Source organism: Shewanella sp. NKUCC01_JLK, assembly GCF_019345615.1.
In the GTDB taxonomy this organism is placed as follows: Bacteria; Pseudomonadota; Gammaproteobacteria; order Enterobacterales; family Shewanellaceae; genus Shewanella; species Shewanella oncorhynchi.
The window spans coordinates 127922-149396 of record NZ_JAHKRD010000011.1 but is presented as its reverse complement, the minus strand read 5'-3'; the positions used below and the strand labels follow the sequence as shown (position 1 = coordinate 149396).

Here is a 21475-nt window from a genome sequence, read left to right as displayed (position 1 = left end):
AAGATAGTCAAATCTAATCGCTCTCGCCGTGAATAAACAAAAAAGGCCTACTCAATGTAGACCTTTCATGTGTTTTCAACTAGAAAACAAGCTTAACCGACTGTTATCTCTTTATACTCATCGGCTTTTTTACCGCCTCTCTTTGCTAAGGCATAGTAAAACAGCGGCGTTAGGATAAGACCAAAAACTGTCACCCCTATCATACCGGCGAATACTGCCACGCCCATGGCTTGGCGCATCTCGGCGCCCGCGCCAGTGGAGAACACCATAGGCACCACTCCCATGATAAAGGCGATAGATGTCATCAAGATAGGACGTAAACGTAATCTTGCTGCCTCTAATATCGCCTCCATAGGTGCCATACCATGGTCTTGTTTCTCCTTTGCAAACTCGACAATCAAAATAGCGTTCTTAGTCGCCAGCCCCACCAGCACTATCAGGCCAATTTGGGTGAAGATATTATTATCCCCACCGTAAATCAGCACACCACTGAGGGCTGAAAGTAAGGTCATTGGGATGATTAAGATAATCGCCAATGGCAAGCTTAAGCTCTCGTACTGGGCGGCTAGCACCATAAACACTAAGATGATCACCAGCGGGAAAACCAAAAGACCCGTATTGCCCGCGAGAATTTGCTGATAAGTCAGCTCGGTCCACTCATAAGTCATACCATTAGGTAAGGTTTCAGCCAAAATTTTCTCAATCGCCGCCTGCGCTTGGCCTGTACTCACTCCGAGCGCTGGACCACCGTTGATTTCAGCGGTCGTGAAACCGTTATAGTGCATCACTCTGTCTGGGCCTGAACTTTGGCTGACGTTGATGAACGAACCTAGCGGGATCATGTCACCATTCAGATTCGGCACCTTTAGCTGACTTATCTGTTGCGGACTTTGACGGAACGCCTCGTCGGCTTGCATATTCACCTGATAAGTTCGACCGAACCGATTGAAGTCGTTGACATAGGTCGAGCCCATATAGGTTTGTAATGTCTGGAAGATTTGATCGAGCGACACTGCCTGCTGTTTCGCTTTAGTCCGATCGATATCCAGTTCAAGTTGTGGCACGTTCACTTGATAGCTAGAGAAAACACCAGCTAACTGAGGATCGGCCCACGCCTTGTACATCACTTGTTGGGTCACCTGATACAAGGCCTCATAACCAAGGTTGGCTCTGTCTTGAATTTGCAGACGGAACCCTCCTATAGTGCCGAGGCCTTGCACAGGTGGCGGCGGGAAGATGGCAATAAACGCGTCTTGAATAGCAGCAAATTGCTGATTTAATTGGCCGGCAATGGCATTCGCCGACAGTTCAGGACTGGTACGCGAGTCAAAATCATCGAGCGCAACAAACACCACGCCTGAGTTAGGACTATTGGTAAAACCGTTGATGCTAAGGCCAGGGAAGGCAATCGAGTGCGCTACTCCGGGGTGATTTAGTGCAATCTCAGACATCTTCTTGATCACACTATCCGTACGTTCAAGGGATGCCGCATCGGGCAACTGGGCAAAGGCCACTAAATACTGTTTATCTTGGCCGGGCACATAACCCGTTGGTGTATTGGCAAATTGCACACCCGTTAACGCCACCATGCCTAAATACACTAGGCCGATAATGCCGCCAAAACGGATCACCTTACGCACTAACCAGCCATAACCATCGGATGCACGGTTAAATAAACGATTAAAAGGCACAAATAACCAAGCACCAAACAACTTATCCATTAGACGAGTTAAGCCGTCCTTAGGTGCATCATGGCTCTTGAGTAACAGCGCCGATAATGCCGGACTCAAAGTGAGTGAGTTAATCGCCGAGATAAAGGTCGAGATAGTAATAGTCAAGGCAAACTGTTTATAGAACTGCCCGGTTAAACCGCTCATAAAGGCCGTTGGAATAAACACCGCCGCCAGCACTAAGGTGGTTGCCACAATCGGACCAGTCACTTCCTTCATCGCCTTTTGCGTTGCCTCTACAGGGCTTAATCCTGCGGCAATATTACGCTCGACGTTTTCGACCACGACGATGGCATCGTCAACCACGATACCAATAGCGAGCACCAGCCCAAATAGCGACAAGGCGTTTAACGAGAAACCGAGCAGATGCATAAAGGCAAAGGTACCGACCAAAGACACAGGCACGGCCACCAGCGGAATAATCGATGCGCGCCAAGTTTGCAGGAATAGCACCACCACTAACACCACCAGCAACACGGCCTCGAGCAGGGTTTTTACCACAGCTTCAATCGAGCCACGCACGAACACTGTTGGGTCGTAAACGATTTCGTATTCGAGTCCTTCAGGGAATCCTTTAGACAGCTCTGCCATTTTGGCGCGCACATCGTCGGAAATCTGAATCGCGTTAGAGCCCGATGCTTGGAATACAGGAATAGCGACCGCGTCCTTATTATCGAGTAAAGAGCGCAGCGCATAACTCGTTGCCCCGAGTTCGACCCGCGCGACATCTTTAAGGCGGATCACCTCAGCATTCTGACCAACTTTGATAATGATATCTTCAAATTCAGACAGTTCAGTTAAACGACCTTTAACGTTAATCAAAAGTTGAAAGTCAGCACTACCACTGGGCTGCGCGCCTAGACTGCCCGCTGCTGCCTGTTGGTTTTGCTCACGCACGGCGGCAATAATGTCCGCTGGCGATAAACCCAGCGCCGAGACTTTATTCGGGTCAAGCCAAATCCGCAGGCTGTATTCGCCGGCGCCAAACAAACGTACCGCGCCGACACCATTAATTCGTGCTAACTCGTCTTTGACGTTTAGCGCCGCATAGTTAGACAGATACAACATGTCGTAACGGTTATCCGGCGATAACAAATGCACCACCATGGTCAAGTCTGGCGATGATTTTTCAGTAACAATACCAAGACGTTGTACTTCCTGCGGCAGACGGGGCATAGCGCGATCGACTCGGCTCTGCACTTGGGTTTGTGCCTTATCCACATCCGTGCCAATCGCAAAGGTGATGGTCAAGGTCATACGTCCATCGGACGTCGCCTGCGATGACATGTACAACATGTCTTCGACGCCGTTAATTTCCTGCTCCAACGGTGAAGCCACAGTTTCGGCAATCACTTTAGGATTTGCGCCAGGATAATTAGCAGTGACCACTACAGTTGGTGGCACGACCTCTGGATATTCGGTAATAGGCAACTGCCAAACGGCAATCGCCCCCGTGATAAGAAACAGCAATGACAGCACGGCTGCAAATATCGGTCTTTTAATGAAAAATTGCGACAACATGGTGTGTTATTCCTTAACCGCGGCTCGCCGTTTCGACCGCTTGCGCCGTCAAATGCTCTTGGTTTTTATCGAGTATTAACTGGGCTTGGCGTAGCGCCTCGAGCTTGTCGTTGTCGACCATGTCCACTATGTTTGGCTCAATTTGCATCTTAGGACGTACGCGTTGCATACCATTGACGACGATCTTGTCATCGGCCATCAAGCCTTGGGTCACGATGCGCAGTCCTTGGACTTTTTCGCCTAAGGTCACGCCGCGATATTCGACCGTGCCATCATGACCGACGACCAGCACAAACTTATTATTGAGATCTGTGCCAACGGCTTTATCGTCAATCAAGATCCCCTCATAGGCGCCACTGCCCGCAGTACGAAGACGCGCAAACAAGCCTGGCAATAGGTTATTGTCTTCATTGTCAAAAGTCGCACGAACTCGAATAGTACCCGTCTGCTTATCCATCGCATTATCCACAAAGTCGACCATGCCAATATGGTGATAATCGCGCTCATTGGCTAAAGCCATGTACACAGCATTATCGTCAGCACGGGGATCGTTACGTTTGTTCTGCGCAGTTAACTTCACGTATTTAAGGTAGGTTTGCTCGTCCACATCGAAATAGGCATACATGCTGGCGGTAGAGACTAAGCTGGTCAGCACACTCTGCCCTGCAGTGACATAGTTACCCGCGGTGACATTGGCGTAGGACACGCGGCCATCAATCGGCGCTTGTACTTGGGTATAAGCTAAATCAAGCTCGGCGCGCATGAGTGCTGCTTTCACCGAAGCGACTGCGGCTGCAGTCTGACGTTTATTCGACTCACGGGTATCGAGTAATTCGGCCGAGACCGCCTTTTGGTCAAATAACTTATGTGCCCGTTCAAAATCATTAGTGGCCAGTTGCTCTGCAGAGAGTGCGCTAGCAAGATCTGCTTTTAACCGGGCCACTTCCACTTCAAACACGCTTGGATCGATGCGAAATAACACCTCGCCTTTTTTCACTAAGGCGCCTTCTTTAAAATTTACTGAGTCTATATAGCCTGACACCCGCGGGATAAGGGTGACACTTTCTGGCGCCTGTAAACGACCGGTAAACTCATCCCATTCGGTGACTCGCTCATGCAATACCTGAGCGACATCCACCTTAGGCGCACTCGGTGCAGGTCCCTGCTGCGCTGTTTGCTCACCACAAGCTGAAAGGACGAAAGCAGCCACAGCCGTTAACATCATTATTCGTAAAGGTTTGTTACTCATCATATTACTATCCTCAAAGTGGCGGGCATTTCACGCTGTTCGAACCACACACATGCAGCTGTGTTACAAACCAAACCAATTAAATACCGACTGGTAAAAAACATTCTGTACTGGACGGTAATATATAGCGTAAAATGATGCTGTCAACAAATTTATGTACCGAGCGGTATTTAATTAAAAGTGTGCACTTACCCTAGGCAGGCAATGCGTCCAGAGGCAAAAGGCTACGAGTTTGAACTGCAAAGCATTTTGATGAATATTGGAGCAAACACTGACTAACGCAGATAACATGCTGAACTTAGGTGACACCTTGAATGACTAAGTAGACATATCCCCCTAAGTCCGTCATAGGTAGCAAGTGTGGCTGGACAGGGACTAAACCCATGTCTATCCTAGGGGCAATTGAGAATTGAGGAGCCTAATGATGTCAACCGTCACCCAGACGCCCTGTGTTGGTCGCCCACGAGCTTTTGACACTGACGATGCATTAGCAAAAGCCTTAGAAGTCTTCTGGCTCAAAGGTTTTGAAGGTACATCGTTAACCGATCTCACCCAAGCTATGGGCATTAATAAACCTAGCCTTTATGCCGCTTTCGGTAATAAAGAACAGTTATTTCTCAAAGCGATAGAATTATATGAACAGCGCCCCTGTGCGTTTTTCTACCCGGCACTGGAACAAAAAACCGCCTATCAGGTTATCGAGTCAATGCTACTCGGTGCGGCAAGCTCTTTGGTGGATAAAAGCCATCCACAGGGATGTTTGATTGTTCAAGGGGCACTCACCTGTAGTGAAGCAGGACAAGCGATTAAAGACACTTTGATTAATCGTCGCCGTGACGGAGAAATAGCCCTGTGCGAACGACTGCAACGCGCCAAAAATGAAGGTGATTTGCCCGCTGACGCCGATCCCTTGCTGCTTGCCCGTTATATAGGCACTGTATTGCAAGGTATGGCCGTACAAGCGACCAGTGGAATTTGCCCGAATGAACTGCGCAAAGTGGCCGAGCTAGTGCTGGCTAACTTTCCGCGTAATAATTAATCCTGATTCACCAATCCTGATCCACAAAAACTAAACCCCAGTAGAGTACTCACTTAACTGGGGTTTTATTTATGCTTTGCTTTATTTCTGTCCAACCATTTATTTCTGTCCAACCAAGAGTTCTCTAAACAGTTGTCTGAGTCGTTTCAATAATGGCAGGCTGCTTTTATCTTGATGCTGGATCACATCGACGTTTGCATGCCAGCCTATCTGCTCAAATTCTATGGGGACGCGAGTTAAGTTACCCGATAAAACTGAACTGGACGCCATATGCTCGGGCAATAGACACCAACCATGGCCCTGTAATGCGAGCTCCAATAACACGTAATAGTTATCGGCATACCAAACATCAGGACTGAACGCCTGCTGAAAACTACTGGTTTTAGTATTCCGTGAGCGGATAAGTAATTGTCGATACAGTCGCAATGAGTCCATGTTCGGTGCAACTGATTTTGCTAAGGGATGCGAACTCGCCACATAAAGATCGAATTGAATCACCCCAATACTCTCAAAATCTATACTACTTGGCATAGATAATTCACTAAAAATCAATCCTGTAGATGCTCTTCCCGAATGCACCATGTCGATAATATCTATGCTTGAGGCACTGAGAAACTCGAGTTCGATATTAGGGAAATCACCTTCTAACAACCGAATAATTTCAGATATTCTCTGTATCGGAATGCCTTCATCCATCGCAAGGCACATTTCTGAAGATTGACTACTGAAGAGCGATAAGGCGGTATGTTTGAGCCTACGATGTTGAAGAATCGTCGCTCTTGCGTAGGGCAGTAATTTACTACCTTCGGCCGTTAATACTGGATAACGACCCGAACGGTCAAATAACTCAACCCCACAGTCAATTTCAAGATTCATCACATGCTGGCTAATCACGGATTGTGCTTTCTTAAGTTGCCTTGCAGCATTCGAAAATGAACCAGATTCTACGGTTTCCATAAAGGCTTCGAGTTGTTCGAGACTAAACATATCGTTTTTACCGATACTATCTAACTATAACTTATCCCTATACTAGATAAAATTATGGCCATAGTCACATTAAATGAATGGGAAATAGCCATGAAAACGACAGAACGTATCTTTAACGCCTTACTCTTTGAAGCGATTGCACTTGCTATTATTATCCCCGTTTCTGCCCTTATATCAGGCAAGGGAACCAGTGAACTTGTCATAGTTGGTATCGCTTTGAGTCTTTATACCGTGGTATGGAACTACTTCTACAACCTAGGATTCGACAGGGTATTTGGGGCAAATCGAGAGCAACGCACTTTGAAAACCAGAATACTGCATACCTTTGGTTTTGAAGGGGGACTTATTTTCATTAGCATACCGACCATCGCCTGGTTTCTACAGATAGGTTGGTTGGCAGCCATGGGCTTAGAAGCGGTTTTTTTGATCTTCTTCTTCTTCTACAGCACCCTATTCCATTGGTGCTATGACAAGTATCAGCCCTATAAGACTTGGTTTTCGATGCAAGCCACTAAGGTCAAATAGCGCAGCTAAGATCAACACACATCACCATCAAACGAACCTCACTAAACAATTTAGCGATTCGTTTGATGGCAGCATTGAAACTTATCCAGTTCAATTTCTTCTACTTATACCAATCACATTAAATATCTAATCAGTTCAGAGCCTCACAGGCATCTCAATCCAAGGCGCATTGACGCAGAAATGGTTATTCCCTTTTAAGTCAATGCAACACCGGAGTGGGATGCCTGTGTGGCTCCCGAAGGGCGGGTTTTAACGCGCTTTATACTGCGTTCAAGGCTTTCGACAGAGCACCACTATGCCTTCAAGCCTTCGCCTTGTCTAAAGCGCGTTGAAATCCCGCTGAATGAACAGATATTTAGTACGATTGGTATTAACAAGAAAGCTAAGCCAGTTCATGTGTTGCCCAGCGTAAAATTCCCCTTAAACACAGTACATAAAAATAATAAACCCGCACACAGTAAACTGAGGTTGTTAAAATATCCTATTAACATCACAAAAGGACTAACTATCAGTAATTAATATTCAAATCATTAGTCTAGATATAATTCTTTATGCTATAAAAGCCATATATTAAGCGGGGAGATGGAAGCAAAATGCGCGCAGGGAACAGAATGAAGCTCAGGATGCAGCAGGCATTAAATTTGCCGTCAGCATTGATACTTAGCATCGTTTTATTGCTCGTATCCATTATTTGTAACATGGCACTCGCTAAAGAAAGCAATGCAATACCAGCAGAATCGCAACCTCAAGCCATAACCTTAGCCGCAGAAGACAGTTGGCCACCTTTCGCCAATCAGTTTGGTCAAGGTATTTCCCATCGTTTAATCCAAGCCGCATTTAAACAGTCGCATATTGAAGTGAATAGCTTAGTTGTGCCCTACTCCCGCGCCTTAATGATGGCGGAAAAAGGTGCAGTTGATGGGGTGTTTAACGTCACCCGCGAGAACAGTACTGAGCAACGCTTCATCTTTGGAAACACCCCATTATTTATCGCCACGGCTTCTTTTTATCAAAAGAAACAAAAGCCTATTCTGGCAGACAATAAATGGGCGCTACCTAAAGGCACCGTTATCGGCGTGATTAAAAGCTATGAATATGGCGATGAGTTTCCCACATTAGTTAAACAGCAACAGCTCAATATCGTCACCGTCGCCAACCAACAACAGCTTATCAATTTATTGTTGATTGGTCGCATAGATGCCGCCTTGATGTTCGACTTAGTCGCGAAGGAAAACCTGAAAAAAATGGGGGTAGATGATGAGATTATTCCTGCATTTGCTAACCACAGCAGCGATATTTTTTTGGCCTTCTCGAAAGGAAATCCGCAAGCACAAACCTTAGCAAGCCAACTCGACGCTGGCTTATCACAGCTAAAAGCCACAGGCCAATACGACAAACTGCTCTTAGTCGCTGACTAATCCACTATCGCTACAAGCGAATGATAGATTACCGCTGCGAGCGAATGATCTCTTGATTCACCCAATATAACAGCTGCTTAATAGCCTTCGACAAGATCTGATTCTGGCGCACAATATAACCTAAACTCGTAGTAGGGAATTGCGGGAGAGGAGTGACTTTAGTGGTGAGATTCGCCTTAGTGTAAACCGAAAACTCCGGTACGATAGCCACACCAAATCCCGCCTCTGCCCAATCGATTTGCGCGTCAACACTGCCGACTTCCATTATTCTGTAATTCGATAAGTTCAGCGACGGTAATGCGGGATCTAACAATTCGCGGGTTCGCGTATCGTGTCCTAATAAAATCAACGTCGGTTGCTCGGCTAAGGGCGTATCCACAGAGGGTTTTGCCTGCTGCCATTGCTGTAAATTATCTCCGATTGCACACCATTTAATCTGTTGTAGCTCAGTAAAATGCAGTGGCTGACTTTCCTTCTGCGCAATCACAAACCCTAAATCGGCCTCGGCATTTTTCACCAATTCAGAGGCTTGTGATGAGGTTGTGTTGAGCAGTGAGAAATCTATTCCCGGAAACTCCGCCTTAAAAAGCTGAAACGGCTGGATCAACAATAACCGCGAGATAATATCGCTGGCGGCAATGGTCAATGTGCCTTGGCTAAGGTCATTAATCGCATTGAGATCCGCCTGACAAATTTGCAGCTCCATTAACGTCTTCTGACTGCTCTCTAACAGGCGAAATCCCGCTTGCGTTAATCGAAAGGGATTACGGTCAATCAACTTGACTCGAGTGCTTTGCTCTAACTGCTTAATATGCAAGCTAACATTGGGCTGCGTCATGTGCAGCGCTGTGGCCGCTTTCCCAAAATGCTTGTATTCAGCCAAAGTCACGAAGGTCTTTAACCAATGGATATCGAGCATAACGCCACCTTTTGCAAAGTATTAGAGTTAATGATAGCCAATGATATATGAAATTCTTATTGGGATGATAACCATAATTAATTTCTCTTATTTAAATGACGGGTCTAGCATAGCGTCTTAATCAATGAGGAGATGTTGTTATGCCGTCGATCGTGGTTGTGGGTGCAAATTGGGGTGATGAAGGCAAAGGCCGCATCGTAGATTATTTAGCCGCGGATGCCGCTGCCAGTATTCGCTTTCAAGGTGGTAACAACGCTGGGCATACCGTCGTCAACGACTATGGCACCTTTAAATTACACCAATTACCGAGTGGCATTTTCAACCCTAACTGCGTTGCAGTTTTAGGCCCTGGCATGGTGATCAGTCCTGAAAAACTCAGTGTAGAAATTGCTGAAGTGCAAGCGGCTGGCATTGAAGTCAAATTATGCATTTCTGACCGTGCTACCCTGTGCTTACCTCTACATGCATTAGAAGATACCTTAGAAGAACAACGTCTTGGCGACCTCGCCTATGGTTCAACCCGTCAAGGGATTGCACCAGCCTATGGCGATCGCGTGATGAAAAAAGGCATTTTAGTCGGCTGGTTAAACCAACCTGAAGTGCTGCAAGAGCGCATTCAATTTATGCTCGACTGGAAATTACCGCAGTTAAAAGCACTTTATCCAAGTTGCGATTTTAATCAAACCGCCGCCGAAATGACCGCATGGTTATTAGAAGTGACGGCACCTTGGCGTCCGTTTATTTGTAACGTGACAGAGCCATTAAAAGCATTACAAAAACAAGATGCGAGCTTACTGTTTGAAGCGCAATTAGGTGCTGGCCGCGACTTAGTCTACGGCGAATATCCTTATACCACATCTTCAAACGTGACTGCGGCTTACGCGGGTATCGGCAGCGGTTTACCAGCTCTGCGTCCAGAGCGCGTAATTGCTGTCGCGAAAGCCTTTAGCTCATCAGTCGGCACAGGTACGTTAGTGACCGCAATGGAAGAGCAAGACGCCTTCCGCGAAAATGCCAACGAGTTTGGTGCAACGACAGGCCGTCCACGTGACATGGGTTACTTCGACGCTGTTGCCACCCGTAATGGTGTTGAGCTACAAGCGGCAACCGAAATTGCCCTGACTAAGATTGATTGTCTTTCTGGCATGAAAGATCTGAAAATCTGTGTTGCCTATGCTGGTGAACACACTGAGAACCCAATTTGGCCACAAACTGCTGCGTTAAGCCCAGTGTATGAGCAAATGCCAAGCTGGAGCGAAGATATTACTGGTTGTCGCACCTTCGAAAGCCTGCCAGTCGCCGCACAACAATATGTTGAACGTATTGAAGACTTAATGGGTGTGCGCGTTAGCATGGTTTCTGTTGGACCAGAGCGCGATCAAATGATCATCCGCTAGTAAACAACGTTTACCCTACAAAAAAGCCATATTCGCCTCGGTGAATATGGCTTTTTACTTTGATATGGTTTGTCATTGAAGAATCACTCAAGACGTTGATAGCGATGACTCGAATACCCCATATTCAAATATTGCCGCTAAGTGAAATAGCATTACTCTTCAAATACGTATTTATCTATCATACCGACCATACGACCAATTTCTGGTTTAGTAATGGTATCGTTAGCACCTAATGCCATCGCCTTTGCGCGGTTATCTTCACTCATTAAAGAGGAAAACATCACAATTGGCATTTGTCGATACGCCTTGGATTCTCTTAAGCGTTTCACCAAATGCATGCCATCCATGCGAGGCATCTCAACATCCGTAATAATGGCGCTGACAAAATCAGAAATAGAAGCATTATCTTGGTCAGCAAGATTCTCAAATTCCATTAGCATTTCAAGGGCATCACCACCATCTTTGGCTGTGATAATGTTGTAACCTGCGCTGCGAAGGGTATTTTCGATCATCTTACGAATAAAAGCGGAATCATCGACAATTAAAATCGTTTTCGCTTCACGTTTCGCCAGCATTTTATCATTGATCAGTACACTTCTATCGAGCGTGACATCGTACTTATCCATACTCAGTTCAGGATTGATATCGGCAATAATCTTCTCAAAATCCAATATCATAATGAGCATGCCATCACGGCGCACTACGGCAACGACACAATCATTTTCACCCGCTTCTAAAAATTGACTCGGCGATTCAACTTGCTCCCACGACACTCTATGGATGCTACGAACACTATCGATTAAGAACCCATTAATCATCTTATTAAAATCAGTCACTATGACCACTTTGTGGGTTAAATCCTCAGGTGTCGATATTCCGAGCCAACCGGCTAGATCGACCAAAGGGATCAATTTTTCTCGCAGCGAGAACACCCCAACCATGTGCCGCTGGGCATTGGGATAATCTGACGTTTCTGGCACCCTAATGACTTCTCTCACTTTGGCGACATTAATACCGTAATGGCACACTTTATGGCCACCATTGGGAAGTGTCTTATGTAGATGAAACTCAATAATTTCGAGTTCATTTGTGCCACTCTCTGTCAATATTTCTGATTTTTTAATTTCGCTCATATAAAGCTCTCAACCTAGCAAATCAACGTAAGAAAGGGATTGCAGTTATCAGTATAGGAAGGGATTAATGAATTAGGCACGATAGTGTGATTTTACTGCCTGATTAGCGTGATATTTTTGGGTAACAAGCATTTTATCTATAAGCAGAAAAACGTCACATAATCGAATCTAATGACTATTTCAGTCGTCACATTGTCAATCATGTCCAGATTAAGCATCGCAGTTGCCGACCTAAAGTAGCCTGCACATTTCCCTTAACAGCGCTTTTGTCTCTCCGCATTAGAGGTTTTGTTTTAAGAGATAAGCCGCTAAACTATTGCGCAATAAAACTATCTAGAATAGCCGTACCCCATGCCGCAATTTAGCCCGACCTTTTCTTTCCCAGTGCAAATCTACTATGAAGATACTGATTTTTCTGGCGTGGTGTATCACCCCAACTTTTTGAAATACTTCGAGCGAGCCCGTGAGCATGTGATTGGTGCTGAGCGTTTAAGTGCATTATGGCAACAAAACCAACTGGGTTTTGCTGTGTATCGTAGCGATATGTTGTGCCATGAGGGGGTGGAATTTGCCGATATTATCGATGTTCGCACTAAGTTTTACTTTGAGAGTAAGTACCGCACTGTGTGGCAGCAGGAGATTTGGCGTCCACAGGGTAAAAAGCCTGCGGTCACGGCAACAATTGAAATGGTGTGTATGAATCAAGCCCGTCAACTAGCGCCTATGCCGGCAGAGTTAATCGCCATATTAAGTCTTGGTTTCACATCAAGCGAACAAAGCTAATACTCTTACATACAAGTACGCGCGCGATTTCCTGAGCTTATTTCGACATAAGCAAAGGCAACAAAAATCACTCAAAGAAGTACAACTCAAATAGCGATAACTGGACAGTATTAAGGCTCGACTGCAAGCCTTAATACTCTTGATTTAACGAGCATTTGATTTAACGAGCGCTTACTTTAATGAGCACAAGGTTTAGATTGTATTATGTAGTTGGGCCCAGTTCATTTCGAGTTCGGCGGCACTCATGGGCTTCGCGTAATACATACCTTGTATAGTATCAACCCCCATAGCCACTAACCTATCTCTAATCTCAAGCGTTTCAATTCCTTCAACAGTTACCTCATAACCGAGTTTTTTGGCAATATTAATACTGGCTTCGAGGATGTATTCCGATGGTTTATCCTGCTCCAGATCCTTTAAAAAGGCTTTATCAATTTTGACTTCATTAACGGGTAAATGCTTTAAATAAGCTAAGGAAGAATGACCCGTACCAAAATCATCAATTGCAAGTCTAACCCCTAAGGCACGTATCTTTCCTAACGTCTCGACCGCCTTAGTCAAATCCGCCATTAAGGTGCTTTCAGTAATTTCGATCATCAAAGATTCGGGTGGGAGCTGGTAATAGGCTAATCTTGCAGCAATTTCTTGGGGTAAGGTTTCACTGTCAAGGTCCCGTGTCGACAGGTTAACTGCAACACACAATTGTATCCCCGCCGCGCGCCATTTTGCCTGCTGTGCTAAAACCTGATCGAGTGCCCATTGGCTGACTAAATCAATCATGCCAGCATATTCAGCTAAGGGAATAAATTCTCCAGGAGAAATAATCCCGAGTTCGTCATGCTCCCAACGCATCAAGGCTTCAACCTGAAAACATCGACCCGTGGCAATATCCTGTTTAGCTTGATACACCATATATACTTGATTACGTTGCAAACCTTTAGGCAAACTATCGATAATTTTCAGTTCCCTTAACTGACGAATATCATCATTTTGAGCATAGTAAGCAATCGCACTACGAGAATGGCGGGCTTTCTTCAGCGCCAAATCGACTCGACGTAGCATCTGACTCGTGTCGGCGTGGTGTTCTTGTAAATGCAGACAACCGATTTGAAGCTTAACGCTGACTGGCGTGTTCTTAATGTTAAAAGGCACTTGCAACCGCCCTCTTAAGTGGACTAATTGCTCCTCAGTCAACGCTTGCTCGTAATATAAACAGAATTCATCACCATTGAGGCGTGCGATTAATCTCGGGGATAAACTTAAGCTATTTAAGCGTTCGGCAAATTGCTTCAGCAGGATATCGCCAAACACAAAACCAAAGAGATCATTCACATAGCGAAATCGATAAATATCAATTAGCACTAATGTCCCTTGAGTCAGCGGCATCATGCCAGTAAGAGTACGTTTCAAGCCGACACGATTAACAAGTCCTGTTAGCTTATCCTTACCCACACTTGCCGGTAACGCCTTTAATAATTCATTTAAAGTATGGTAGAGAGGAACAAACGCTTGGGGGACGATGCCAATGTCTAAAGCTTGGCGTTCAACCTTTTGCTGCTCTAGCTGGGTACAAAGCTGTGCTAAAAATTTTTGCTGCGACCGTAAAGATCTGTACTTTGACTGCAGGATATACAATGAAAATATCAATAAAGCGAGAGAAGCGACAACTAACCCGATTACGAACATACCTTGGCCTCTGCCATACCACGTAAGCTTTTTCTCAAATGACACGATAAAAGATATCAGCGCCATTTGAATTCCATTTAGGCCTAACGATTATTGGTAACTTTCTCTAATTGAATGGAATTTTTCCATAAACTCATCACTGGCTAAATCATCGGTCGTCACAGGTAATCCACGGGCGACAAACACACCGAGACGTTGCTCTAGTTCAGTGCCCGCTCGCAATTCACCGGTATAAAAGGCCGCTGCACGAATAAAGTCGAGATAGGTGACATGATCGGGTAGATAAGGTAAATCAGCCCAACGCTCAACCACTTCCATCACTTCGGTAGAGAAATCCCAACTTTTCAAAACTGCACGACCCAAAGGCCCTTGCATTTTACGTACGAGCGCGCGTAATTGATCAATGCTAGTGAATAAATGGGGATGCGCCTCCGCTTCTGTTAATACAGGTAAGGCGCCAATGTTATGCACGAGTCCAGCTAAGGTTAAGGTATCAAAATTTAACCGACTGGTTGAATGACGCTTATTGTACATCTGCAGCATGGCACAAGACGCAGCAGTTACATCGATTGAGGTACGCCACACCTCGTCCATGACTTCCCACACCATTTCATTGGTGGAAATGAATAATTGCTCCATTGCCACCGAAGTGGCAATGCTTTTAATCTGGATTAACCCAATACGAGAAACCGCACTGTTGATACTTTCAGCGGGTACGCCTCGGCTATATAACGCGCTGTTGGCAACCTTAATAATACGCGCAGAAATCGCGGCATCTTGACCGATCACTTCAGCCACTTGCTTAAGGCTCGCATCGGAGCGTCCAACCACTTCTTGCACCCGCATCGCCACTTCAGGCAAGGTCGGTAGTACTAAGGCATCGTCTTTTAGTTTTTTTAATAAACTGACTAACAGTAGATGTTCGGTAGACATCTTAACTCCCATCAATCTGTAAACATCAACATTGGATTGTTGGAGTATATCAGTTGGCTGTCATTAGATGCGTAGAAAAAACAGCAGACGTTAATAATTTGTATGATTGCGTTATCAATTTTGCCTTACTTATCTGTCTTAATCATCGACCTCAATCATCACTCAAGTTGAAATATTCCGCTCCAGTTGATCTAAGCCAAACTCACTATATTCGTAAAATGTGAAGTACTGCTAAAGTTAACTAAGGCAATTTGCATACCCCTACTTTCATTGTGTAAAATGCCGCCCCCGCGCACCGCGTCATTTATTAACCCATTTGAGAGTGATTATGTTTAAACCTGAGCTGCTGTCTCCAGCTGGAACCTTAAAGAACATGCGCTACGCCTTTGCCTATGGCGCAGATGCAGTGTATGCCGGTCAGCCAAGATATAGTCTAAGGGTACGTAACAATGACTTTAAAATGGAAAACCTTGCCACTGGGATTGAAGAAGCCCATGCACTCGGTAAAAAGCTGTATGTGGTGAGCAATATCGCGCCCCACAATGCCAAGCTAAAAACCTATATCAAGGACATGGAACCCGTAGTGGCGATGAAGCCTGACGCACTGATCATGTCCGATCCCGGTTTAATTATGATGGTGCGTGAAGCGTTTCCTGATCAAGTGGTGCATTTATCCGTGCAAGCGAATGCCATCAACTGGGCCTCGGTAAAGTTTTGGCAAACCCAAGGCATCAAACGCGTGATCCTGTCACGCGAACTGTCCTTAGATGAAATCGAAGAAATTCGTCAGCGCTGCCCCGATATCGAGCTTGAAGTGTTTGTGCATGGTGCCCTGTGTATGGCGTATTCAGGCCGTTGTTTACTCTCGGGTTATATCAACAAACGCGATCCTAACCAAGGCACCTGCACTAATGCTTGTCGCTGGAAATACGATGTACACGAAGCGCAGCAAAATGACAGCGGTGACATCATTGCCTTGCCAAATGCGGTGCAAATTGAAACGCCAACGACCTTAGGCGCAGGCGCCCCCACAGATCAAATTTACCTACTACAGGAAGCCAATCGCCCCGGCGAATACATGCCCACCTTCGAAGATGAGCACGGCACTTATATCATGAACTCTAAAGACTTACGGGCCATTCAGCACGTTGAGCGCCTGACTAAAATGGGCATAGACTCGCTCAAAATTGAAGGCCGCACTAAGTCCTTCTATTACGTTGCCCGTACCGCACAACTGTATCGCCGCGCGATTGAAGATGCTTCATCGGGTAAAGATTTCGACCGCAGTCTAATGAATCAATTAGAAGGCCTAGCCCACCGTGGTTATACCGAAGGCTTTTTACGTCGCCATGTGCATGATGAATACCAAAATTATGACTATGGCTACTCAGTTAGTGACACCCAACAATTTGTAGGTGAACTGACGGGAAAACGTAATCTTGCAGGATTGGCCGAAATTGAAGTAAAAAACAAGTTCTCCGTTGGCGACAGTGTTGAACTGATGACGCCGCAAGGCAATATCAGTTTGACGATTGAACAACTCGAAAATCGCAAAGCTGAAGCGGTTGAAGCCGGTTTAGGTTCGGGGCACACTGTATATCTACCCGTGCCGAAAGAAGTCGATTTGAGCCACGGAATTTTGCTGCGTAACTTGCCCCAAGGTCAGGATACTCGCAACCCACATGAACTAGGTTAAGATCATGGCACTACTGATCGACGATAGCTGCATCAATTGCGACATGTGTGAACCTGAATGTCCTAATCAGGCCATCACTATGGGCGAAGAGATCTATGAAATCGATCCAGACCGTTGCACCGAATGTGTGGGTCACTACGACAAACCGACTTGCGTGTCTGTCTGCCCCATTGATTGCATCGACCCAGATCCAAACCGTGTCGAATCTAACGACGAATTGTTAGTGAAATTTGCCGTGTTAACGCAAAAAACTTAATCACGTCACCTGACCGAGTGGCTATAATGCCTCTCGGTCACATCTGCTCTAATACCTGCAATAACCTGCGCAAAACAATCCGCATAAAAAATCACAATAAAGATGCATTTAACGGTATGGAAAACCTTTAAATCGCTTAAATCCAAGCCTTTATTTCAGCATTAGTCAAAACACTACTTTAGACTGACTTCTTTTCAGCGGTGAATGTCAAAAAAGTAGCAGACGGAATTTATCACTGCTTCACAGTTTGTGATTCGGACAAAATGTCGCTTGATAAATCACCACTTTTACAGACTAGGTTGTTTTAATAGACTAATAGTTATTATTTTGACGCTTATTTGTACACCTCACTCTTTAGCTAAGTAAAAAGTCACTTGCGGTCAAATTGTAAATCAAGTGTTACATTTTAACCTTGTAAATTAGATATGCCTTAAGCACCGAACTGGGCAGGTTGAAAATACCTTCTACATTAAATTATGTCTCGAAGTCCGTGGAGACATAAAAAGAAAATGGAGTTCAACATGCATAAGAAACATTTAATTGCAGTCGCGGTCGCAACTGGACTTGCTTACTTCCCTGTTAACGCTAATGAATACCAAGCGAGTATGGTAAGTGTCCCACAATCTAAAGCCATCAAAGATACTTACATTGTTGTATTCAATACCCCAAGCGTTCTTAATCTAAGTAATAACAACACCATAGCTGAATTCGCGACGAAACAAGCCGAGAGTTTAGTCAACCAATATGATGTCACTGTGATGAAAAACTTTGGCAATGTGCTCAATGGTGTACTCATCAAGGCCAGCGCCCAACAGATTAAAGCACTGCGTAAAGATCCAAATGTGAAATACATAGAACAAGATCAAATCATGTCAGTAACGCCTATGGTTGAAGCCAATGCCAATCAACCGAGTCCGACCTGGGGCATAGACAGAATCGATCAACGAAACTTGCCATTGGATAGTAACTATCACACGGATTTCGACGGCTCTGGTGTAACCGCCTTTGTGATCGATACTGGCGTGCTTAATACTCACAATGAGTTTGGTGGTCGCGCCAGCAGTGGCTATGATTTTGTGGATAATGATTACGATGCGACTGACTGTAACGGCCATGGTACCCATGTGGCAGGAACTGTTGGCGGTGCTACCTACGGTGTGGCTAAAAACGTCAATCTTGTGGGCGTCAGAGTACTCAACTGTTCAGGTTCAGGTAGTAACTCTGGCGTGATTGCAGGGATAAACTGGGTGAAAAACAATGCTTCCGGCCCCGCCGTCGCAAACATGAGTTTAGGAGGCGGCGCCTCCCAAGCAACTGATGATGCAGTCAATGCCGCAGTTGCCGCAGGGGTCACTTTCGTAGTGGCGGCGGGTAACGACAACAGTAGCGCTTGTAATTACTCACCCGCACGGGCGGTAAATGCCATCACGGTTGGTTCAACCACCAGTAACGATTCCCGCTCGAGTTTTTCTAACTTCGGGACTTGCCTTGATATCTATGCGCCAGGTTCGAGCATTACGTCCGCTTGGTATAACTCGAATTCAGCGACTAATACCATAAGTGGTACCTCAATGGCTGCCCCACATGTGGCAGGCGTTGCCGCATTATACTTAGATGAAAATCCAAATCTCTCTCCCGCACAGGTAACAAACTTACTCACGACGCGCGCCACGTCAAATAAAGTTACAGACGCGAAAACAGGTTCACCCAATAAATTACTCTTTTCACTCGCAGGCGATGATGGTGGCTGTGGCAATAATTGCCCCGTCGATGAAACACCGCTGCAAAATAATGTGGGTGTCGCAATCAGTGGTGCCACAGGTTCTGCGACGTATTACTACATCGATGTCCCAGTCAATGCGGCAAGTTTAGGGATCAATCTAGCGGGTGGTTCTGGTGATGCGGATATTTATGTCAGCCAAGGGCAAAAACCGACGACAACAAGCTACCAATGCCGCCCCTATCAAAATGGCAACAACGAGAGCTGTAATTTCACCACACCTACGGCGGGTCGGTGGTATGTGATGGTGCAAGGCTATAATAATTACGCCAATGCCCAACTGACAGCCAGCTATAACCTGAATGGCGGCGGAAGCTGCACCGATGCAAACTGCTTAACCAATGGCGTACCTGTCACGAATTTAAGCGGGGCAACGGCAACAGAGAAACTGTATAAGATAGTGGTTCCAGCCAATAGCCAACTCAACATTGCCACCAGTGGCGGAACTGGAGATGTAGACCTGTATGTCAAAGCAGGCACTACCCCAACGACCACCAGCTATGATTGCCGTCCCTATAAAAATGGGAACAATGAAAGCTGTTCGATTACCGTGACTCAAGCGGGAACTTACCATGTGATGTTACGCGCTTATTCGAGCTACTCGGGACTACAACTGAGTGCAAGCTACTAACTCATTGACCAAACTATACAATAAAGTTTAAATAAAAATAAGCCCACTAAGATAACAACTTAGCGGGCTTATTTATGGAATTAGCAGTGTGTAGTCTCACTAAATAACGTTAAAAGCTTGGGGATTTGGCGAGAATAATTGTCGGTTTCGCTTCAATTTGCAGACGCTCAATCACAGCGGCAAGCTTTTCAACACTAAGACGAATTGGGGCTGGCATACTGGCAAATTCGATACTTAGCAGCAGGTTTTTCACTTCGAGCCCTAATTCAGTATCACCTTGAATACTCAGCTTACGCTGGAAGAATAGCGTGTCGGGATCTTCCTTCGCCGCCGCCACTAACACTAGCTCAGCAGAGTTGGCACTAAAGGTCACCTGCGCATCCGTGAGCTCTCTGACTTGCCACTTACCATTAAAACTGACTTCAAAAGCTAAGTTTATATCTTCCACTCGAATCGCGACCCATTTATCCGTCAAAAATCCAAGCTCATCGTCAGCAGCTTGCTCGGCAAGTAAGAGTTCAAGCAATTGGCTGATGGCTTTTGCTTTGAGGCTAAACGGCATCTTAGCAAGGGGAAAGCCGATGGCTTTTGGGGTGAACTCTAAAAGTTGCTGAGCAAATTTTGCGAAAAAAACAGCGGACATAGCGGTAACCCTACAAGAATAAAACATGATATATCCCAGTTTATCGGGATTTTATGATCTTAAACCTGTTTTAAATCAATTCATCGCCATTCAATCTTACCTACACTCAGCGGCTATCATTTTATCGGGAGCATCACTATGGAGCTGTTGTGTCCAGCAGGAAATCTGGCCTCGCTAAAGTCGGCATTACATGCCGGAGCCGACGCAGTGTATCTAGGGTTAAAAGACGACACCAACGCGCGCTCGTTTGCAGGATTAAACTTCACCCCCGCAAAATTGCAAGAAGCCACTGAGCTGACGCAAAAGCACGGCAAAAAAATCTTTTTGACCTTAAATACTTTTCCAAAGCCCGGTGAAGAGCATCGTTGGTATCAGGCTATCGATTTAGCGGCAAAACTGGGTATGGATGCATTAATTGTCGCCGATCTTTCTTTACTCGATTATGCCCATAGGCACTATCCAAACCTGCCACTGCATTTATCGGTGCAGGCCAGTGCAACCAATCTGGGTGCGCTGAGCTTTTATAAAGAAGCCTTTAACATCGCCCGAGTAGTATTGCCACGGGTGTTATCCATGAAACAAGTACGGGATCTTGCTAAAGTCAGCCCAGTGGATTTGGAAGTATTCGCCTTTGGTAGTCTGTGCATTATGGCCGAAGGGCGTTGCCAGCTGTCATCCTATGTAACGGGCCAATCGCCCAACACAGGTGGATCTTGTTCACCAGCAAAACACGTACGCTGGCAAGAAGAAGGACAGAACAGATTAACCCGGCTCAACGATGTGTTAATCGATAAATCGGCCCTCGACGAACAAATGGGTTATCCCGTGGTATGCAAAGGCCGTTACATCACAGCAGATCAAGATTCGCCGCAATATTTACTCGAATCACCAACCAGTTTGAATACCTTAAGCTTACTTCCAGAGCTAGCCAAAGCTGGCATAGTGTCGCTGAAAATCGAAGGACGTCAACGCAGCCCCGCCTATGTTGAACAAGTCACTCGAGTATGGCGTCAAGCCATAGACACCTATCTAAATAATCCAGCGCTGTACTCACAAAGCCAAAATCAACCCCATTGGGAACAAGCCCTAGCGAAAGTATCCGAGGGTCAGATCACTACGCTTGGCGCCTACGAGCGCGATTGGCAATAA

General features: G+C 45.7%; 17 protein-coding genes. 9 read left to right on the top strand and 8 right to left on the bottom strand.

Features of this window, described 5'->3' with window-relative positions:
* Positions 1–92 precede the first annotated feature (92 nt).
* Together KO537_RS13515 and KO537_RS13510 are read right to left on the bottom strand one after the other, a co-directional pair.
* Positions 93–3251, bottom strand: coding sequence for a multidrug efflux RND transporter permease subunit (locus KO537_RS13515; protein WP_219234646.1), 3159 nt, complete (start codon positions 3249–3251; stop codon positions 93–95).
* A 13-nt stretch (positions 3252–3264) separates the two neighbouring features.
* A complete protein-coding gene (locus tag KO537_RS13510; protein WP_219234645.1) occupies positions 3265–4503 on the bottom strand; it encodes an efflux RND transporter periplasmic adaptor subunit in 1239 nt (412 codons plus the stop codon).
* A 418-nt stretch (positions 4504–4921) separates the two neighbouring features.
* On the opposite strand from KO537_RS13510, the gene KO537_RS13505 reads away from it, so the two are divergent.
* Positions 4922–5539: a TetR/AcrR family transcriptional regulator gene (locus tag KO537_RS13505; RefSeq protein WP_173243422.1), complete on the top strand. Its 618-nt coding sequence runs from the start codon at positions 4922–4924 to the stop codon at positions 5537–5539.
* A 99-nt stretch (positions 5540–5638) separates the two neighbouring features.
* On the opposite strand, the gene KO537_RS13500 is transcribed toward KO537_RS13505, so the two are convergent.
* Complete coding sequence (locus KO537_RS13500; RefSeq protein ID WP_219234644.1) at positions 5639–6526, bottom strand: LysR family transcriptional regulator; 888 nt, start codon at positions 6524–6526, stop codon at positions 5639–5641.
* Between the two features lie 90 nt (positions 6527–6616).
* Between KO537_RS13500 and KO537_RS13495 the strand changes: the two genes are divergently transcribed.
* Both KO537_RS13495 and KO537_RS13490 read left to right on the top strand, forming a co-directional pair.
* Positions 6617–7051: a PACE efflux transporter gene (locus tag KO537_RS13495; RefSeq protein WP_219234643.1), complete on the top strand. Its 435-nt coding sequence runs from the start codon at positions 6617–6619 to the stop codon at positions 7049–7051.
* Positions 7052–7644: 593 nt separating this feature from the next.
* Positions 7645–8469 (top strand): transporter substrate-binding domain-containing protein, encoded by an 825-nt coding sequence (locus tag KO537_RS13490; RefSeq protein WP_219234642.1) that lies wholly within the window; start codon positions 7645–7647, stop codon positions 8467–8469.
* A gap of 28 nt (positions 8470–8497) precedes the next feature.
* On the opposite strand, the gene KO537_RS13485 is transcribed toward KO537_RS13490, so the two are convergent.
* On the bottom strand, positions 8498–9388 hold the full coding sequence (locus tag KO537_RS13485) for a LysR family transcriptional regulator (protein ID WP_028761417.1): 891 nt from the start codon (positions 9386–9388) through the stop codon (positions 8498–8500).
* 140 nt (positions 9389–9528) lie between these two features.
* Here KO537_RS13485 and KO537_RS13480 point away from each other — a divergent pair, with 140 nt between their 5' ends.
* Positions 9529–10785: an adenylosuccinate synthase gene (locus tag KO537_RS13480; protein WP_028761418.1), complete on the top strand. Its 1257-nt coding sequence runs from the start codon at positions 9529–9531 to the stop codon at positions 10783–10785.
* A gap of 152 nt (positions 10786–10937) precedes the next feature.
* On the opposite strand, the gene KO537_RS13475 is transcribed toward KO537_RS13480, so the two are convergent.
* Positions 10938–11918, bottom strand: a complete 981-nt coding sequence (locus KO537_RS13475) for a chemotaxis protein (RefSeq protein WP_028761419.1) — start codon at positions 11916–11918, stop codon at positions 10938–10940.
* 351 nt (positions 11919–12269) lie between these two features.
* On the opposite strand from KO537_RS13475, the gene KO537_RS13470 reads away from it, so the two are divergent.
* The gene (locus tag KO537_RS13470; protein WP_105251729.1) at positions 12270–12701 is read left to right on the top strand and encodes a thioesterase family protein; all 432 of its coding nucleotides are present in this window, start codon (positions 12270–12272) and stop codon (positions 12699–12701) included.
* Between the two features lie 192 nt (positions 12702–12893).
* Here the strand turns inward: KO537_RS13470 and KO537_RS13465 are convergent, their stop codons facing one another.
* Positions 12894–14387 carry a bifunctional diguanylate cyclase/phosphodiesterase gene (locus KO537_RS13465; RefSeq protein WP_212599414.1) on the bottom strand — a complete coding sequence of 498 codons (1494 nt, stop codon included), beginning with the start codon at positions 14385–14387 and terminating at the stop codon, positions 12894–12896.
* Positions 14388–14477: 90 nt separating this feature from the next.
* The gene (locus tag KO537_RS13460; RefSeq protein ID WP_028761421.1) at positions 14478–15320 is read right to left on the bottom strand and encodes an HDOD domain-containing protein; all 843 of its coding nucleotides are present in this window, start codon (positions 15318–15320) and stop codon (positions 14478–14480) included.
* Positions 15321–15648: 328 nt separating this feature from the next.
* Between KO537_RS13460 and yegQ the strand changes: the two genes are divergently transcribed.
* The 3 genes from yegQ to KO537_RS13445 all read left to right on the top strand — a co-directional run bounded on the left by yegQ (position 15649) and on the right by KO537_RS13445 (position 19683).
* Positions 15649–17016, top strand: a complete 1368-nt coding sequence (gene yegQ / locus KO537_RS13455; RefSeq protein WP_219234641.1) for a tRNA 5-hydroxyuridine modification protein YegQ — start codon at positions 15649–15651, stop codon at positions 17014–17016.
* A 4-nt stretch (positions 17017–17020) separates the two neighbouring features.
* The gene (locus tag KO537_RS13450; protein WP_105251726.1) at positions 17021–17272 is read left to right on the top strand and encodes a YfhL family 4Fe-4S dicluster ferredoxin; all 252 of its coding nucleotides are present in this window, start codon (positions 17021–17023) and stop codon (positions 17270–17272) included.
* Positions 17273–17793: 521 nt separating this feature from the next.
* On the top strand, positions 17794–19683 hold the full coding sequence (locus KO537_RS13445) for a S8 family peptidase (protein ID WP_168822857.1): 1890 nt from the start codon (positions 17794–17796) through the stop codon (positions 19681–19683).
* 109 nt (positions 19684–19792) lie between these two features.
* Here KO537_RS13445 and KO537_RS13440 read toward each other — a convergent pair whose 3' ends face one another.
* Positions 19793–20326 (bottom strand): SCP2 sterol-binding domain-containing protein, encoded by a 534-nt coding sequence (locus KO537_RS13440; RefSeq protein WP_219234640.1) that lies wholly within the window; start codon positions 20324–20326, stop codon positions 19793–19795.
* Between the two features lie 138 nt (positions 20327–20464).
* On the opposite strand from KO537_RS13440, the gene KO537_RS13435 reads away from it, so the two are divergent.
* On the top strand, positions 20465–21475 hold the full coding sequence (locus KO537_RS13435; protein ID WP_113939322.1) for a peptidase U32 family protein: 1011 nt from the start codon (positions 20465–20467) through the stop codon (positions 21473–21475).

Bases quoted from the DNA above. Each gene is read 5' to 3' on its own strand.
- KO537_RS13515 (WP_219234646.1), bottom strand. From the start codon at position 3,251: ATGTTGTCGCAATTTTTCATTAAAAGACCGATATTTGCAGCCGTGCTG.
- KO537_RS13510 (WP_219234645.1), bottom strand. From the start codon at position 4,503: ATGATGAGTAACAAACCTTTACGAATAATGATGTTAACGGCTGTGGCT.
- KO537_RS13505 (WP_173243422.1), top strand. From the start codon at position 4,922: ATGATGTCAACCGTCACCCAGACGCCCTGTGTTGGTCGCCCACGAGCT.
- KO537_RS13500 (WP_219234644.1), bottom strand. From the start codon at position 6,526: ATGTTTAGTCTCGAACAACTCGAAGCCTTTATGGAAACCGTAGAATCT.
- KO537_RS13495 (WP_219234643.1), top strand. From the start codon at position 6,617: ATGAAAACGACAGAACGTATCTTTAACGCCTTACTCTTTGAAGCGATT.
- KO537_RS13490 (WP_219234642.1), top strand. From the start codon at position 7,645: ATGCGCGCAGGGAACAGAATGAAGCTCAGGATGCAGCAGGCATTAAAT.
- KO537_RS13485 (WP_028761417.1), bottom strand. From the start codon at position 9,388: ATGCTCGATATCCATTGGTTAAAGACCTTCGTGACTTTGGCTGAATAC.
- KO537_RS13480 (WP_028761418.1), top strand. From the start codon at position 9,529: ATGCCGTCGATCGTGGTTGTGGGTGCAAATTGGGGTGATGAAGGCAAA.
- KO537_RS13475 (WP_028761419.1), bottom strand. From the start codon at position 11,918: ATGAGCGAAATTAAAAAATCAGAAATATTGACAGAGAGTGGCACAAAT.
- KO537_RS13470 (WP_105251729.1), top strand. From the start codon at position 12,270: ATGCCGCAATTTAGCCCGACCTTTTCTTTCCCAGTGCAAATCTACTAT.
- KO537_RS13465 (WP_212599414.1), bottom strand. From the start codon at position 14,387: ATGTTCGTAATCGGGTTAGTTGTCGCTTCTCTCGCTTTATTGATATTT.
- KO537_RS13460 (WP_028761421.1), bottom strand. From the start codon at position 15,320: ATGTCTACCGAACATCTACTGTTAGTCAGTTTATTAAAAAAACTAAAA.
- yegQ (WP_219234641.1), top strand. From the start codon at position 15,649: ATGTTTAAACCTGAGCTGCTGTCTCCAGCTGGAACCTTAAAGAACATG.
- KO537_RS13450 (WP_105251726.1), top strand. From the start codon at position 17,021: ATGGCACTACTGATCGACGATAGCTGCATCAATTGCGACATGTGTGAA.
- KO537_RS13445 (WP_168822857.1), top strand. From the start codon at position 17,794: ATGCATAAGAAACATTTAATTGCAGTCGCGGTCGCAACTGGACTTGCT.
- KO537_RS13440 (WP_219234640.1), bottom strand. From the start codon at position 20,326: ATGTCCGCTGTTTTTTTCGCAAAATTTGCTCAGCAACTTTTAGAGTTC.
- KO537_RS13435 (WP_113939322.1), top strand. From the start codon at position 20,465: ATGGAGCTGTTGTGTCCAGCAGGAAATCTGGCCTCGCTAAAGTCGGCA.